Source organism: Mesorhizobium sp. WSM4815 (genome assembly GCF_055811575.1).
On sequence record NZ_JBVVQS010000101.1, the window covers coordinates 399,965 to 416,274 of the forward strand.

Annotated in this window: 14 protein-coding genes; 12 read left to right on the forward strand and 2 right to left on the reverse strand. The window is 62.3% G+C overall.

Going from position 1 to position 16,310, the window contains the following annotated elements; translation table 11 throughout:
- Window positions 1-154 precede the first annotated feature (154 nt).
- From AC0L2B_RS27410 to AC0L2B_RS27445, 8 genes are read left to right on the forward strand one after another with little or no spacing between them, the layout of a single operon-like run.
- On the forward strand, window positions 155-1,696 hold the full coding sequence (locus tag AC0L2B_RS27410; RefSeq protein WP_473747553.1) for a sugar ABC transporter ATP-binding protein: 1,542 nt from the start codon (window positions 155-157) through the stop codon (window positions 1,694-1,696).
- Between the two features lie 19 nt (window positions 1,697-1,715).
- Window positions 1,716-2,705 carry an ABC transporter permease gene (locus tag AC0L2B_RS27415; RefSeq protein WP_128245196.1) on the forward strand — a complete coding sequence of 330 codons (990 nt, stop codon included), beginning with the start codon at window positions 1,716-1,718 and terminating at the stop codon, window positions 2,703-2,705.
- 28 nt (window positions 2,706-2,733) lie between these two features.
- Window positions 2,734-3,714, forward strand: coding sequence for a sugar-binding transcriptional regulator (locus AC0L2B_RS27420; RefSeq protein WP_128167893.1), 981 nt, complete (start codon window positions 2,734-2,736; stop codon window positions 3,712-3,714).
- Window positions 3,711-4,706: an aldo/keto reductase gene (locus AC0L2B_RS27425; RefSeq protein WP_473747554.1), complete on the forward strand. Its 996-nt coding sequence runs from the start codon at window positions 3,711-3,713 to the stop codon at window positions 4,704-4,706. Before AC0L2B_RS27420 ends, AC0L2B_RS27425 begins: the two co-directional genes overlap by 4 nt.
- A gap of 18 nt (window positions 4,707-4,724) precedes the next feature.
- Window positions 4,725-6,461 carry a glycerol-3-phosphate dehydrogenase/oxidase gene (locus tag AC0L2B_RS27430; protein ID WP_473747556.1) on the forward strand — a complete coding sequence of 579 codons (1,737 nt, stop codon included), beginning with the start codon at window positions 4,725-4,727 and terminating at the stop codon, window positions 6,459-6,461.
- Window positions 6,434-7,276 carry a class I fructose-bisphosphate aldolase gene (locus tag AC0L2B_RS27435; RefSeq protein ID WP_473747557.1) on the forward strand — a complete coding sequence of 281 codons (843 nt, stop codon included), beginning with the start codon at window positions 6,434-6,436 and terminating at the stop codon, window positions 7,274-7,276. The genes AC0L2B_RS27430 and AC0L2B_RS27435 overlap by 28 nt, the downstream gene beginning before the upstream one ends.
- A 25-nt stretch (window positions 7,277-7,301) precedes the next feature.
- Window positions 7,302-8,816: an FGGY-family carbohydrate kinase gene (locus AC0L2B_RS27440; protein WP_473747559.1), complete on the forward strand. Its 1,515-nt coding sequence runs from the start codon at window positions 7,302-7,304 to the stop codon at window positions 8,814-8,816.
- The gene (locus tag AC0L2B_RS27445) at window positions 8,813-10,435 is read left to right on the forward strand and encodes a GMC family oxidoreductase (protein WP_473747561.1); all 1,623 of its coding nucleotides are present in this window, start codon (window positions 8,813-8,815) and stop codon (window positions 10,433-10,435) included. The genes AC0L2B_RS27440 and AC0L2B_RS27445 overlap by 4 nt, the downstream gene beginning before the upstream one ends.
- Before the next feature lie 82 nt (window positions 10,436-10,517).
- On the opposite strand, the gene AC0L2B_RS27450 is transcribed toward AC0L2B_RS27445, so the two are convergent.
- Window positions 10,518-11,306, reverse strand: coding sequence for a class I SAM-dependent methyltransferase (locus AC0L2B_RS27450; protein ID WP_473747562.1), 789 nt, complete (start codon window positions 11,304-11,306; stop codon window positions 10,518-10,520).
- Between the two features lie 113 nt (window positions 11,307-11,419).
- Between AC0L2B_RS27450 and AC0L2B_RS27455 the strand changes: the two genes are divergently transcribed.
- From AC0L2B_RS27455 to AC0L2B_RS27470, 4 genes are all read left to right on the forward strand, one after another.
- On the forward strand, window positions 11,420-12,550 hold the full coding sequence (locus tag AC0L2B_RS27455) for an ABC transporter substrate-binding protein (protein ID WP_473747563.1): 1,131 nt from the start codon (window positions 11,420-11,422) through the stop codon (window positions 12,548-12,550).
- A complete protein-coding gene (locus tag AC0L2B_RS27460) occupies window positions 12,540-13,607 on the forward strand; it encodes a FecCD family ABC transporter permease (RefSeq protein WP_027156395.1) in 1,068 nt (355 codons plus the stop codon). The genes AC0L2B_RS27455 and AC0L2B_RS27460 overlap by 11 nt, the downstream gene beginning before the upstream one ends.
- Window positions 13,601-14,386: an ABC transporter ATP-binding protein gene (locus tag AC0L2B_RS27465; protein WP_473747564.1), complete on the forward strand. Its 786-nt coding sequence runs from the start codon at window positions 13,601-13,603 to the stop codon at window positions 14,384-14,386. The genes AC0L2B_RS27460 and AC0L2B_RS27465 overlap by 7 nt, the downstream gene beginning before the upstream one ends.
- 508 nt (window positions 14,387-14,894) lie before the next feature.
- The gene (locus AC0L2B_RS27470) at window positions 14,895-15,149 is read left to right on the forward strand and encodes a hypothetical protein (protein WP_473519781.1); all 255 of its coding nucleotides are present in this window, start codon (window positions 14,895-14,897) and stop codon (window positions 15,147-15,149) included.
- A gap of 130 nt (window positions 15,150-15,279) precedes the next feature.
- Here the strand turns inward: AC0L2B_RS27470 and AC0L2B_RS27475 are convergent, their stop codons facing one another.
- On the reverse strand, window positions 15,280-16,218 hold the full coding sequence (locus AC0L2B_RS27475) for a lipid kinase (protein WP_473747566.1): 939 nt from the start codon (window positions 16,216-16,218) through the stop codon (window positions 15,280-15,282).
- Window positions 16,219-16,310 lie beyond the last annotated feature (92 nt).

Below are 16,310 nucleotides of genomic sequence, written 5' to 3' on the forward strand. Positions count from 1 at the left end.
CCTACCCACCCGTCTTGGGCCCTGTACCATTGCTCTTCTAGACTTCCGCCCCGCTGTTTCGGGTTTTCTTGGGTCGTCGGGGGGGGGGGGGGGCGGGCCCCCCCCCCCTCGACCCCGGGCCATATCATCAATTTCAACGCTGAAGGGGGACGGAGTGACTGCCGCCGCCATTCTTGAAATCCGCGACATCTCGAAATCGTTCGCCGCCATCAAAGCGCTGACCGGGGTCGATTTCACGCTGCAGCGCGGCGAAATTCATGCGCTGTGCGGCGAGAACGGTGCGGGAAAGTCCACGCTGATGAATATCATCGCCGGCATTGTGCAGCCCGACGAAGGCGCCATTCGTCTCGAAGGCAAGAACGTCACCATCACATCGCCATCCGCCGCGCAGCGGCTTGGCATAGGCCTCGTCCATCAGGAAATCGCGCTCTGCCAGGATGCCACGGTGGCCGAGAATATCCTCATGGCGGCCGTCAACAATCGGCGCGCGCCGCTGATGAATTTTCGCCGGCTCTACGCCGATGCGCAGAAGATAATGGACCTGCTGGCACCGATCCCGGTCGAGACGCCAGTCGCCGATCTTTCTATTTCCAACCAGCAACTTGTGGAAATCGCCAAGGCGCTGACGCTCGAATGCCGGGTGCTAATGCTCGACGAGCCGACGGCCGCGCTGACCGAGACCGAGGCGCAGCGCCTTTTCGCAATCGTCCGCGATCTCAAGGCGCGCGGAATTTCAATCATCTACATCAGCCATCGCATGGCGGAGATCTTCAGCCTGTGCGACCGCGTCACGGTGTTTCGTGACGGCAGATACGTAGCGACCGATTCCATCGCTTCGGTCACTCCCAATGATGTCGTGCGCAAGATGGTCGGGCGCGAAATCACGCAGCTCTATCCGCAAAAGCTCTCGCCTGAACGGCGTACGGACCGCCCTGTGCTGTCGGTCGAAAATCTCTCCTATCGACAGGGTTCCGCTGGCGTCGGTTTCACGCTTCGAGCAGGCGAAATTCTTGGCGTTGGCGGGTTGATTGGCGCCGGTCGCAGCGAGATGGTCCAAACCGTTTGCGGCTTGCGCCCGAAAGTGTCGGGATCAGTCGAACTCAATGGCGAGCCGGTCAGCATCAGGACCTACAGCGATGCGGTGCGCGCAGGCCTCGTCTACCTCTCGGAGGACCGCAAGGCGTCGGGCCTGTTCCTCGACCTGTCGGTTGCATCCAATATCTCCGCGCTCGACCTTCGGAAGCTGACCACGCCGCTTGGGCTGCTCGATCGCCGCGCCGAGGCAAAGCAAGCCACTGACCTGGTCGTGCGCCACGGTGTGCGCATGGGCGGCATCGAGACACAGGTGTCGACGCTCAGCGGTGGCAACCAGCAGAAAGTCGCCATCGCCAGGCTTCTGTCGGTCGGCCCCAAAGTGGTCATTCTGGACGAACCCACACGCGGGGTCGATGTCGGCGCCAAAGTGGAAATTCATCGCCTGCTGCGCGATCTCGCCGAGCGGGGCGTCGGCGTCATCGTGATTTCATCCGAGCTTCCGGAATTGATCGGACTGAGCGACCGGGTGCTTGTCATACACGAAGGTGCCATCGTCGGCGAACTGGGGGCTGACGAATTGACCGAAGAGGCAATCATGCTGCTGGCTTCGGGTCTCCGGCAGCAACGATCAAACGCAAGGCAGGTTCAGAATGTCGCTTAGACAGGCCGGAGGAATCCTCATGGACGCTGAAATCAAGGCGAGCGCCCCCGGGCTTGGCGGGCGCAACTGGCTGCGTCTTGGGTCGATGCGCGAGGCGGGGCTGATCGCTATCATGCTGGCGCTGTGCATCGCCATGACATTCGCTTCGCCGCATTTCCTGACTTGGGGAAATTTCCGCGCCATGCTGATGAGCTTCTCCATTGAAGGCATCGTCGTGGTCGGCATGACGATACTCCTCATTGTCGGCGGCATCGACCTTTCCGTCGGGTCGGTGGTCTGCTTCTCCATGGTCGTGTCAGGCGCTCTGTTCCTGATGGGTCTGGACCCGTGGACCGCGAGCCTCATCGGCATAGGCGCCAGCGCGCTGATCGGCGCGGTGATGGGCTTCTTCGTGACCGTTATCGGGCTCAATCACTTCATCACATCGCTGGCGGCGATGGTGATCGTGCGCGGTCTCTGCCTTGTCATCACCAAGGGAACCCCGCTGTCGCTGTTCACCCTGCCGCCCGGGTTCAAGGCGATCGGCCAGGGCAGCTTCGGCAATGTGCCTTATGTCATCGTCATCTTTGTTGTGGTCGTGGCCATATTCGATTTTCTGCTTCGGCGTGCCACGGCCTTCCGCAAGGTCTTTTATACCGGCAGCAACGAGAAGGCGGCCCAATTTTCAGGCATCAAGACCAAGCAGGTCAAATTCTGGGTCACGGTTCTCTGCTCCACCCTCGCGGGCTTTGCCGGCGTCATCTATATGTCACGCTTTGGCGCTGCGACCCCGACCTTCGGCGCTGGCATGGAGCTCAACATCATCGCCGCGGCGGTGATTGGCGGAGCATCGCTCAATGGCGGCTCGGGCACCATCTTCGGCGCCATACTGGGCATGGCGCTGCTCTCGGTCGTCACAAGCTCGCTGATCCTGCTCGACGTTTCCGTCTATTGGCAGGACATGATCAAGGGATGCATCCTGCTCGCGGCGGTATCGATCGACCACTTCCTGCACCGCAGGAAGTCCTGAGCAGCAGCGCGAGAGTTGAGCATCCATCATGTCACCACCCAATTCGCGGGACGACGTCACGATCGTCCGCCAGATGTATCAGGCGCTTGTGCTTCATTACATGGAAGCCAAGACGCAGGCGGAAATCGCCAAGGAGCTCGGCATCTCGCATGCGACCGTCAACCGCCTCATCAAACGCGGTCATCAACTCGGGCTTGTCGAGATCAAGATCAAGTCGCCGGTCGAGCAACTGATCGACATCGAGGCGCGACTTGTCGCGATCGGTGGACTCCAAAGGGCCGTCGTCGTCCCCTCCGTTTCGGACAATCCGCAGACTGCGCTTCAGCGTGTCGGTGAGGCCGCAGCCAGGCTGGTGCTCGAGACGATCAAGGACGGCGACACGATTTCCATCACCGGGGGCAAGGGGGTGAGTGCCGTCGTCGCCGGCCTCAAGCCGAGCCGCAGCTACGACGTCGAGGTTGTTCCCGCGACCGGCCTGGTCCAGGGCAAGCATTACACCGACGTCAATCATGTCGCGTCTCTGATGGCCGACAAGCTCGGCGGGCGCGCCTATCAGATTCACGCGCCGCTGTTTGCCGACAGCCCGGCCCAACGTGACATGCTGATGGGCGTCCGGGCCGTTTCGGACGTCTTCAACAAGGCGCGCGAAGCAACGCTTGCGGTCGTCGGCATCGGCTCCATCCTGGCCGACGATTCGAGCTACTACGATCTGCACCCATCCTCGAGCGCCGACCGGCTGGCCATCGAGCGCTCGGGCGCGGCGGGCGAGCTGCTCGCCCATCTCATAGACGGCGACGGCAAGCTCGCCGACTACAGCCTCAACCGCTCACTGGTCTCGCTGACGCTCGAGGAATTCGCGACCATTCCGCAGTCGATCGGGGTCGCAAGCGGCGCCAGCAAGGTGGTCCCGATCCTCAGTGCCATGCGCGGCTCTCACCTAGACACTCTCGTCACCGACGAAACCACCGGCTTGAAGATCCTCGAGCTCGCCGAAGGAAATGCAGCATGAATACTCGACAAATCACCCGCTCAATCGGCAAGTCCGGCGTTGTCGCTTCGGCGGTGGGACTCGGCACCTGGGCCATCGGCGGCTGGATGTGGGGTGGCACGGATGAAGCAGAATCGATCGCCGCCATCCAGGCGTCCTTCGATGCCGGCGTTTCGCTGATCGACACCGCGCCGGCTTACGGTCTTGGCCGCAGCGAAGAGATCGTCGGCAAGGCCATCAAGGGCCGGCGCGACCGCGCGGTCATCGCCAGCAAATGCGGCCTCAACTGGCATTCGAAAAAGGGCAACCACTTCTTCGATCAGGATGGAACGCCGGTGAACCGATATCTGGGCGCCGACGGCATCGCTTATGAAGTGGAACAGAGCCTGCGGCGGCTCGGCACCGACTATATCGATCTCTACATCACCCACTGGCAGGATCCGACGACACCCATTGCCGAAACAATGGAAGCGCTCGAACGCCTCAAATCCGCTGGCAAGATCCGCGCCATCGGCGCCAGCAATCTCAATGCTGCCGAGCTGCAGCAGTATGTCGCCGCTGGCCAGCTCGACGCGATCCAGGAAAGATATTCGATGCTGGATCGCGAGATCGAGCAGACATTGCTGCCGATCGCGCGCCAGCATCAAGTTGCAGCACTCAGTTACTCGTCGCTTGCACTCGGCCTGCTCTCGGGCGCCATCGATCCGGCGCGTGAGTTCAGCGGCGACGACCAGCGCAAGGACAATCCTCGATTCTCTCAGGCCAACCGGCGCAAGGTAGCCGCGCTGAAACATGCCCTGACCCCGGTCGCTGAGGTCCACCAGGCAAGCATGGCGCAGATCGTCATCGCCTGGACGCTGGCGCAACCCGGCATCACCTTCGCGTTGTGTGGAGCGCGAAACGCGACGCAGGCGCTCGACAACGCCAGGGCAGGGGAGATCTTGCTCAGCGCGGCGGAACTGGGGACGATCGATGCGGCGGTGGCCGGGCATCTCGTAGCGATAGACGCGTGATCGAAAGCGCGTCCTGAGATGAATCGCATCCAGACGATCGCCGGCTTGCGCGAGAACCCCGATGTTGACGTCCTCGTGATAGGCGGCGGCATCAACGGCATCAGCGTGTTTCGCGAGCTCGCTTTGCAGGGCGTCGATGTCCTGCTCGCTGAAAAGGGCGATTATTGTTGCGGCGCCAGCGCAGCCCTCTCGCGCATGGTTCATGGCGGCTTGCGCTACCTTGAAAACGGCGAGTTCAAGCTGGTCCGCGAATCACTGCTCGAACGCGATCGGCTATTGAAGAACGCGCCGCATTGCGTTGCGCCATTGCCAACCACAGTGCCTATCTTCGACCTTTTCTCAGGCATCGCAAATGGCGCATTCCGCTTCCTTGGGCTAAGCCGTCGTCCGGGTCGGCGCGGCGCATTGGTCATCAAGACCGGCCTGGCGATGTATGACTTCTTCACCGCCGCACGGCGTATCGTCCCGACGCACAAGTTCAGGAGCCGTGCTGAAACACTCAAGGTCTGGCCTGCAATCAATCCTGCTATCCGCAATTCGGCGACATACTATGACGCCTGGGTCAGCCACCCCGAGCGGCTGGGTACCGAGATGCTGCGCGACACCATGAACGAAAAGCCATCGGCTCGAGCGCTCAACTATGCACGCGTATCGCTCGGTGACGCGGGCCTTGCGCTTAACGACGGACTGTCTGGCGAAACAGTTGCCGTGAAGCCGCGGCTCGTCGTCAACGCCACAGGCGGCTGGATCGACCTGACCAATTCGGCTATCGGAGCCGTTGCGCCGAAATTTATGGGTGGCACTAAAGGATCGCATCTGATCGTCGACAGTCGCGAGCTTCACGACGCGCTCGACGGCCACATGATCTATTACGAGAACGAGGACGGCCGGATCTGCATCCTGTTCCCCTATCTCGGCAATGTGCTGGTCGGCTCGACGGATATCCGTGCCGACGATCCCGACCAGGCGCGCTGCGAGGACGACGAGCGGCAATACATCCGGCAGTCCGTGTCCTTCGTGTTTCCCGGGATCGAGATCACTGATACCGACATCGTCTTTCAGTTCACCGGGGTGAGGCCGCTACCGATAAGCCGGGACAGTTTTACCGGGCGCATTCCCCGCGATCATTTCTGCGAGCTCATCGAGGGCGCCGGTATGGTGCCGCCGACGCTGTGCATGATCGGCGGGAAATGGACAACCTTCCGGTCGTTCGGCGAACTGGCAGCGGATATCGTGCTCGAGCGATTGTGCCGACAGCGCATCGTCGGCACCGAAAACATGCCGATCGGCGGCGGCCGGAATTTTCCCATGGCCCCCGAAAAATGGTGCGCAGAACGCGCGGCGGTGCATGGCCTGTCGCTTGCCCGCATGAGCAGCCTGTTCGAGCGCTACGGCACCGTGGCGGATGCCGTCGCCGCTTTTTTGGCAGCGGGACAGGACGAGCTCTTGCCTGGCAGCGACTACTCGGTCCGGGAGATCCAGTATCTCATCGCCAATGAATATGTCGAGCAGTTGGAGGACCTGCTGCTCCGCCGCACGACAATTGCCATCACCGGTGCACTCTCTTGCGACCTTCTCGATGCGGTTCTCGATATTCTCGCAGTCGAAAAGAGCTGGGACGCTGCGCGCCGGGTATTCGAGCGCACCGATTTCCTCGCCCTGCTGCAGCGCCAGCACGGCGTCGATCTCGACCAGCTATCGCAAAAAGACCAAGGAAGGAGCGCCGAATGCGCATCAACAAGAAAGTCCGCATGAACCGGCTGTTCGGCGGGGCGCGCTGTCTCGACGTCGCAATCGACCATGGCGTATGCAACGAGCCGTCGTTCCTGGAAGGGCTGGAGGATATGGCCGGCGTCGTCGCCCAGCTGGTCGCCGCGGGGCCGGACGCCATTCAGATGAATTATGGCCAGGCCGATCTGCTGCAGTCCCTGCCTGGCAAGGACAAGCCGGCATTGGTCATGCGCATAGACATGGGTAATCCATACAACAAAACCCGCCATCGCTCGATCTGGGCCATCCTGCAGAACGAAGCCGAGCCGCTGATCGGCGCGCTGGAGATGGACGCGGCCTGCGTGGTCGTCAATCTGTTCATGCTGCCCGACGAGCCGGACCTGTTTCGGCAATGCGTCCACAACATTGCCAGGGTTCGCGCCGACTGTGAAAGATATGGCTTGCCGCTGATGATCGAGCCGCTGGCAATGCTGCCCAATTCAGAGCGCGGAGGCTACATGGTCGACGGCGACCCCGAAAAGATCGTCACCCTGACCCGGCTCGCCAGCGAGATGGGCGCCGACATCATCAAGGCGGATCCGACGACCGATCCGAACGACTTCCACCGGGTGGTGGCTGCGGCACGCTGTCCTGTCCTTGTGCGCGGTGGGGGCAGGGCGGATTTGCGCGCCGTCTTCGACAAGTCGGCGGCGCTGATGGCACAAGGCGCGGCAGGCATGGTCTATGGCCGCAACATATACCAGCATTCCAACCCTCGTGCCGTCGTGAGAGGATTGATGGCGATCATCCATGAGAATGCCGACGGCGCGGCGGCCTGGGAGCTCTACCAGCAAGAATAATCTTTGCAGCTTGGGAGGAGCTTCAATGCAGCGATACATTCTTGGCCTTGATGCGGGCAACACCGTCATCAAGGCCATCATCTTCGACACCGCCGGTCGCGAACTCGCACTTGCCGCTCGCGACGGCCGTTCCTGCATGCCAGAGCCCGGCCATGTCGAGCGGGACCTCGGCGAATTGTGGCGCAACGCCGTCGAGGTCATCCGCCAGTGCCTCGACCAGTCGGGCATCGACCCCCGCGACATCGCGGTGATCGGCTGCGCCGGCCACGGCAACGGGCTCTATGCGCTGGACCGCGGCGGCGACCCGCTGCTCGGCATCCAGTCGCTCGACACGCGCGGCGTCGGCATCGTCAGCGAATGGGCGGCCGCAGGCGTTGGCGACCGGACCTATGTCCACTGCCTGCAACGGCCCTGGGCGGCGCAGACGCCGACTCTGCTGGCGTGGCTCAAGCGCCATGATCCGGCACTTTTTGCCAAAATAGGCACCGTCTTCCTGTGCAAGGATTTTATCGTCAACCGCCTCACCGGCACGCGCTCGACCGAGACCTCGGATATGTCGGGCTGCGGGCTTTTGCACATGCCCGGCCGACGCTACGAGCCTGAGTTGCTGGCCGCCTATGGTCTCGACGATTGCATGGAACTGCTGCCGAACGTGCTGGAAGCCTCCGCCATCGCCGGCCATGTCACGCGCGATGTCGCCGCTGCCACCGGCCTTCTTGCGGGCACGCCTGTGGTGGCGGGCCTGTTCGACGTCGTCGCCAGCGCCATCGGTTCGGGCGTCACCAGCACCGGCGCCGCCTCGATCATTGCCGGCACCTGGAGCATCAACCAGGTTATCACCCAGGAGCCGATCCGCGATCCGTCTATCTTCATGCTGTCGACCTTCGATCCGCTGCGCTATCTCGCCATCGAATCGAGCGCCACTTCGGCCGCAAATCTCGAGTGGATCGTGCGTGAGTTCTTCGAGCATGCGCCGCCGGCAGGCGCATCGCCATTCGAGATCTGCAGCGAGCTTGTTGCTTCCGTCGATCCCGCGGGAGACATGCCGATCTACCACCCATTCCTTTACGGCTCGCAGCAGAATGGCAAGGCGCGTGCCGGTCTCTACGGCATCGCCGGCTGGCACACGCGGGCTCATATGCTGCGCGCACTGTTCGAGGGCGTCGTCTTCGAGCACCGGCGCCATGTCGAGACGTTGCGTCGAGCGGGAGCCGTTGTCAGCCAGGCGGTTCTTTCGGGCGGCGGCTCGCGCAGCGCCGTTTGGCCGCAGATATTCGCAGATGTGCTGGACGTGCCGGTGACCGTGGCGCGCAGCCGTGAGACAGGTGCGCTGGGAGCTGCGATTGCAGCCGGGACAGGCGTCGGCTTATTTGCCGACTTCTCTGCGGGCGCCGCCGCTATGACCGCGCCCGACCGATTCTACCAGCCCAATTGCGCGATCGCACCGGTCTATGAGCGGCGCTATCGTCTCTATGGTGAGATCAACAAGGCCATGGGTCCGCTATGGGACAGGATGGCAAGCGAACGGACGTCCAATTGACACAGACCGCTGCCGATTTTGGACAGTACGACTTCATCATCGTCGGCGCGGGTTCAGCCGGCTGCGTGCTGGCCAACAGACTGTCGGCCAATCCAGGCATGCGCGTGCTGCTTCTGGAAGCCGGCGGCAGCGATCGCTATCACTGGGTCAGCATTCCCATCGGCTATCTCTACTGCATGGGCAACCCGCGCACCGATTGGCTGATGAAGACCGAGCCGGAGCCCGGGCTGAACGGTCGTGCGCTCAACTATCCGCGCGGCAAGCTTCTGGGCGGCTGCTCGTCGATCAACGGCATGATCTACATGCGTGGCCAGGCGGCCGACTATGATGGTTGGCGGCAAGCCGGGAATCTCGGTTGGGGCTGGGATGACGTGCTTCCGTATTTCCGCAAGTCCGAGGACCATTTTGGTGGCGCCAACGACCTTCACGGCGCCGGTGGCGAATGGCGCGTCGAGCGCCAGCGCCTGTCGTGGCCAATCCTGGATGCCTTCCGCGATGCTGCCGAGGAACTCGGCATCCCCCGGACCGAGGATTTCAACGGCGGGACCAACGAAGGGTCGGGCTATTTCGAGGTCAACCAGAGGAAAGGCGTGCGCTGGAATACCTCTAAGGCGTTCCTGCGCAGCGCGCTGCGACGGCCGAATTTGCGCGTCGTCACCGGCGCCGAGACCGAGATGCTGGATTTCGACGGAGCTTGCGTTACCGGCGTTGTCTTTCGCATGGGCGGCCAACTGCATCGTGCGCGGGCAGGCGAGACGATCCTTGCCGCCGGCGCGATCAATTCGCCGAAGCTGCTCGAGCTTTCCGGCGTCGGCCGACCTGCCGTGCTTGGCGCAGCAGGAATCCCGGTTCGCCACGCGCTGGAAGGCGTCGGCGAGAACTTGCAGGATCATCTGCAGATCCGCACAGTCTTCAAGGTCGCCAACGCCTCGACGCTAAACCAGCGCTACCACAATCTGTTCAGCCGCGCGGCCATGGGCGTCGAATACGCTATCCGTCGCAGCGGACCGCTGTCGATGGCGCCGAGCCAGCTTGGCATCTTCGCCAGAAGCGACCCACGCCTGGAGACGCCCGATCTCGAATACCATGTCCAACCGTTGAGCACTGACCGGCTGGGCGAGCCGCTGCATCGTTTCCCCGCGGTCACGGTTTCGGTCTGCAATCTCAGACCGGAAAGCCGCGGCACCGTCCACATGGAGGCGTCCGATCCGCAGGCGGCTCCGAAGATCCGGCCGAACTATTTGTCTACCAGGGGGGACAGGACCGTGGCTGTGGCATCGCTCCGCCACGTCCGCCGCTTGATGAAGGCGCGCGCCATTGCCCGTTACGCGCCTGAGGAAATGCTGCCCGGCGCACATTATGAAAGCGACGAAGAACTCGTCCGCAAGGCCGGCGATATCGGCACCACGATTTTCCACCCGGTCGGCACCTGCAAGATGGGCGCAGGCTCGACGGCAGTGGTCGACGGCCGGCTGCGGGTGCACGGCATTTCTGGCCTGCGCGTCGTCGACGCTTCGATCATGCCGACGATCGTTTCCGGCAACACCAACTCTCCCGTGGTCATGATCGCGGAGAAGGCATCGGCAATGATCCTGCAGGACGCCAACCAGAAGAAATAATCCTCGGTGGCGCATCTGAGCTGACGCAGACCGGCAGCCATTGCCTGTCGTGCCGCGCCCGCTCCATGCAGCGCCGAGTCGTTTACTGCGGCTTTGTCGCGCAGATCGCGAAGCGGTGTTGAGTGGCGCGTTCGAGCGCCTTGGGCCAACTCATCCGTCGAGCCTGGGCGCGATGGATCGCGCCCAGTTTCCAGTCCACGACCGGCTGCTCGAACCCGGCTTCGGCCAGCAAGCGAACTATCTCTTCCGCCCGTGCGCCGCCTGAGAAATAGACACGGGCAAGAATGTTCTGGTGACGTCTGGCCATGGTGGCGCCGTCATCGTCCGAGACCTGGGACTTGCCGGCCGTGAGCTTCTCCCAAAGTTCCCGCATACGCGTCGCCCAGTTGCGGCTGACAAAATCGCCGTCGATGACCAGCAGCCTGCCACCGGGCTTCAGCAGCGAGAACCATTCGGCAAAGGCCGCCTTCGGATCCAGCAGCGTCCAGACCAGGTGACGGGTGACGATGACATCGTAGCTCGCCCTGTCCTCGAGCGTGCGTTCTGCATCCCTCACGATGAAGCGGATATCGGCGCCGCGTTTTTGTGCCTTGGCGCGCGCCTTGGCAAGCATGGCTTCCGACCAGTCGAGGCCTGTCACCACAAAGCCCAGATCGTGCATCAGATGCGAAATGACGCCAGTCCCGCAGGCGACATCCAGAGACGCCCGTCCGGCGCCTGGCCCAAGGTGTGTGGTTAAGAGCGCGTGCCAGGCGGCACGCTCCTGCTCGGAAAAAATCTCGTGGCCGACCTGCAGGTCGAATGTCTCGGCTCGGTCGGACCAATAGTCCCGAATCTCGTCGCGCAGCGAATAGTTTGCGTGAGCCCTCATTGCCCGAAACGCACTCCCCAAAGCGGCTACATTGGAATTGCTCTAAAAGAAAATTCTTGATTATACAATTCATGTTTCATAAGCGGGGCCGGCAACTGAATTGCGAGAGCCCAATGATTTTGAGATCGATATTTGCGGCCGCGGTCGCGCTCGCGGCCTTGATGCCGCTTACCCCAGGCGCGCGCGCCGAGACCGTCACTGACATTGCCGGCCGCAAGGTCGAGGTGAAGACGCCGGTCGAGAAGGTCATCCTCGGCGAAGGCCGGCAGATCTACCTGATCGCCGCGCTCGATTCCGACAACCCTTTCAAGCGCATCGTTGGCTGGCGCGAGGATTTCTCCCAGGCCGATCCGGACAATTACGCCGTCTATCTGGAAAAATTCCCGTCGATGGCGGCGATACCGACCTTCGGCGGTTTCAAGGACGGCACCTTCGACATCGAGCAGGCCATTGCACTTGACCCGGACGTGATGATCATGAACATCGAGTCCAAGCAGGCAACCGAGGACGCGCAATATATCGAGAAGCTCGCCGCCGTCGGCATTCCGGTGGTCTATGTCGATTTCCGCGAGCAACCCTTCACCAACACCGAGCCGAGCATGCGCCTGATCGGCAAGCTGCTTGGCCAAGAACAGCGGGCCGAGGCGTTCATCGCCTACCGCGCGGCCCAGATCGCGCGCGTCACCGATGTGATCGCAGAGAAGAACCCCAAGCGCCCGACCGTGTTCATCGATCGCGCCGGGGGCTATTCCGATGATTGCTGCATGAGCTTCGGCAACGACAATTTTGGCAAGTTCGTCGACATGGCCGGCGGGGCCAATATCGCGGCCGACCTGATCCCGGGCACGTTTGGCGCGCTCAATCCCGAACAGATCATCGCCAGCGATCCCGACCAGGTGATTGTGACGGGCGGCAATTGGGAGGCCTATGTGCCGGGCGGCAAATGGGTCGGCGTCGGTCCCGGCGCCGACGAAGCCGCGGCACTGAAGAAACTCAAGGGCCTGACCGAGCGGCCCGCGCTAACCGGCATCAAGGCGGTGGAGAACGGGCAGGTCCACGCCATCTGGCACCAGTTCTACAACAGCCCCTATCAGTTCGTCGCCATACAGCAGATGGCCAAATGGCTGCATCCCGACCTGTTCGCCGATCTCGACGCCGAGGCCACCTTCAAGGAGTTGCACGAGAAGTTCCTGCCGGTCGGGTACAGGCCTGGCCATTGGGTCTCGCTCTCCGATGAGCAGTGAACCGGCCGCACTGTCAGCCAAACAAGGGCGCGGGCTCTACCGCGCCCTTGTCCTGCGCAAGCAGCTGATCCTGGCGGGGCTCGCCCTGGCGCTGCTGCTGAGCCTCTGCATCGACCTCGCGCTCGGGCCCGCAAGCTATAGCCTCGACCAGGTGGTGCTCGCCCTGGTTTCTCCCGGCAGTGTGCCGCTTCAGGTGCGCGTCGTGTTGTGGGACATCCGGCTTCCCATCGCGCTCATGGCAGTGGTCGTCGGCGCAGCACTGTCGGTCGCCGGTGCGCAGATGCAGACAATCCTCAACAATCCGCTCGCCAGCCCGTTCACGCTCGGCATTTCGGCGGCAGCCAGCTTTGGCGCAGCCCTCGCGCTCGCCTTCGGCGTCGCGCTGATCCCGGCCGCGATCGAATATATCGTGCCGCTGAACGCCTTCGTGGTGGCGATGCTGACCGCGCTCGTCATCCATCTTCTGAGCCTCAAGCGCGGCGTGACGGTCGAAACCATCGTGCTTCTCGGCATCGCGCTCGTATTCACCTTCAATGCGCTGCTGTCGCTCGTCCAGTATCTTTCCTCCGAGCAGGCGCTCGCCGCGGTCGTGTTCTGGACGATGGGAAGCCTCACCAAAGCCACCTGGCCCAAGCTCATCATCACCAGCCTCATCCTTCTCGCAACACTTCCGATATTCGTGCGCCGCGCCTGGGCGCTGACGGCGCTGCGGCTAGGCGAAGACAAGGCCGCGAGCTTTGGCGTCAAGGTCGCACGCCTCAGGCTCGAAACCATGATGATGGTGAGCCTCCTCGCTGCCATTCCCGTCGCCTTCGTCGGCACGATCGGCTTCATCGGGCTTGTCGGTCCGCACATCGCCCGCATGCTGATCGGAGAAGATCAGCGCTTCTTCCTGCCCGCCTCGGCGCTTTCGGGGGCGCTCATCCTTTCGGCGAGTTCGGTTGCCAGCAAGTCGCTCGTTCCAGGCACGATCTTCCCGATCGGCATCGTCACCTCGCTTATCGGCATTCCCTTCTTCATCTCGCTGATCCTCTCGAATGTGAGGCGCTCATGGTAACGATCAGGCTCGATGGTCTCGGAGCCTTCCACGGGGCGCGGCTCGTCCTTTCGGATGTTTCAACTCCCCTTTTCCGGGGTGGCGAGGTTGTCGCCGTGATCGGACCCAACGCAGCGGGCAAGTCGACGCTGTTCAAGCGCATCGCAGGACTTCTGAAGGGCCCGGGACGCGTCTGCCTCGAGGGCGCGGTGAAGGGGCCGGACGGCATCTGCTATATGCCGCAGGATACGGCAGCCAACGCGGTGCTGACCGTCTATGAATCGATTCTGCTCGCCCGCAAGCAGGGCTCGGCATGGTCGGTCAGCGACGGCGACCTCGCACTCATAGACGGCATCCTGGCCGCGCTCAGCATCTCGGATCTTGCCTTTCGCAACGTCGGAGAATTGAGCGGCGGGCAAAGGCAGGTGGTAAGCATCGCCCAGACCCTGGCTCGCGAACCTGAAATCCTGCTGATGGACGAGCCGACGTCCGCGCTTGACCTGCACCGGCAGGTAGAGGTGCTGACCTTCATGCGCGGGCTTGCGCGCAAGCACGGGATCGCAGTGCTGATCGCAATTCACGATCTCAATCAGGCCCTACGCTTCGCCGACAAATGCATCGTTATTGCCGAGGGCCGGATGGTCGCCTGCGGCACGCCGGAAGAGGTTGTCACCCCGGCGCTATTGCGTGATGTGTACCGCGTCGAGGCGAGAATCGAGCGCTGCTCGCGGGGTATTAGTCATGTCATGGTGGACGGCGTCGCCGCCGAAACGGCAGCGACTGCATCGATAGCAGCTTAGGCATCTGCGGTTGAAAGCCAAAAGCCTGGAAAATAGATCAAAATTCTAGCGTAAATAATTGAATTAAAACATTTTCCGACGCCAAGGCGGTTGCTTTGGCGACGAATGGAAGCGTTCGCTTTCGACCGCTGCACGTCCCTCGACGAGCTGCTGTTCTACGAGACATCTTGGGTAGACAGAGGTCGTGAAAACGCGCGATAAGGTTAGCCTGCGCTAGATTCAGAGATGGCCGGGGCACCAGATGATGGCACGCCGAATGTGCAACGCAATGCTTGGCTTCGCGGCGCTTGCCATAACCGCGTGCCAATCGGCGCCTGAAACGCCGCGACCCACTGTCGAACCTGCGTTAAGACCTGGACCCATTCCTGCCCAAACCGCCTCGGATCCTGCCGCTGTTCCTTCCGGCTCGGCAATTATTGATCAATCCGTGGCGGTCACTCCCCCTGCCAAGACCGTCCCGACAAAATATGCTGCTTTTTCGGGTCTATGGGCCGGACGATTGGAGGGGATGTATGACGCCAAACTTGCTGTTCAGACGATTTCTTCCAATGGCAAGGTGACGGTCACCTATGCGTGGGGAACTCTGGGCGACAACCATCCGGGAGAGGCCGCCGGCACTGGAAAAATCGTGGGGACTACGTTGAAGCTTGAGCGCCTGCCGAGTGGCGCAGACGTCAGTTTTGTCATGCGGCCCGACAGAACCCTGGCGGGAACCGTCAGGCTTGCCGGCCAGACCTACACGGGCGCGTTCCTCAAGCAATGATCGAAGACATGCTTGGAAGGCTATGTTGCTGTTGCCAGATCAGCCCGCGTCTTTCTTCCAGAGCGCCGACTCCTGATCGAGAGATGACCGCGGGCGATTGGGTTTGTTCGACGCGCGCTTGGTCGCCAGTCTAGCCGCTGTTTGCGCTGACCGCGTCACCAAGCACCTTTGTGCGGGGCTGTATGCGCGCGGCGGCAGGCGCGAACACCGAAATTGCCTTCGGGTGGACCTTGAAATGCGCCGGGGTCGAGGTGACGATCTCACCGTCAGTGTTCACCGGCATCGGCCTTTTCGTCTCGATGTCGAACTCGACGCATCTGGCTGTGCGAACCTCGCTCCAGGCGCCGTGCGTGCCGGAGCGGAACGAGCGCAACAAGAGCGCCATCTTCCAGAGATTCGTCATTTCCAGGCTGTACAGGTCGAGATGGCCGTCATCGATCTCCGCCGTCTCCTCGACGACGTTGCCGCCGCCATAGTGGCGGCCGTTGCCGACCGCTATCTGGTAGGTCTCGACTTCGGTCGTTGCGCCCTTTTCGGTAATCCTTGCTTCAAAGTGGCGGGCCTTGGTCAACACTTTCATGGCCGCCAGGGCATAGCCAAACCTGCCGAAACGCTTCTTCAGCGCCGGATCCAGCCCCTGGGCAAGATCGGTGCTGAGGCCGATGCTCGCGACGTTGAAGAAAGCGTGGCCATTGACGGTTCCGATATCGATCAGACGTCGTCCGCCCTCTACTATCACGTCGGCCGCCTTCCCAAGATCCAACGGTATTTCGAGGGTACGCGCCAGATCGTTCGCCGTCCCCATCGGAATGATGCCCATCGGCAGCCCGCTTTCCATGACCGCGACCGCCGCCGAGGACACCGAGCCATCGCCGCCGCACACGATCACAAGATCGGCCCTATGGCGAAGGCGCACGATGTCGCGTGCTAGCTCGGGCAGTGCCTCAAATGTCTCGACGCTGACGCGGAGCCCTCCGGCTTCCAGCCGCTCGACGACCGGTGCGAGAGATTCCTGCCCGCGTCGTGCCTTTGGATTGATGAGTAGAAGCGCGCGTCTAATGTCATTCATGCGGCGTAGATAGGGTGCGTGGCTGCGGATTACGACGTCGACAGGCGCGCCCCGGGGAAACAAGCCACAAAATCACGGCTTCGGCAGCCGCT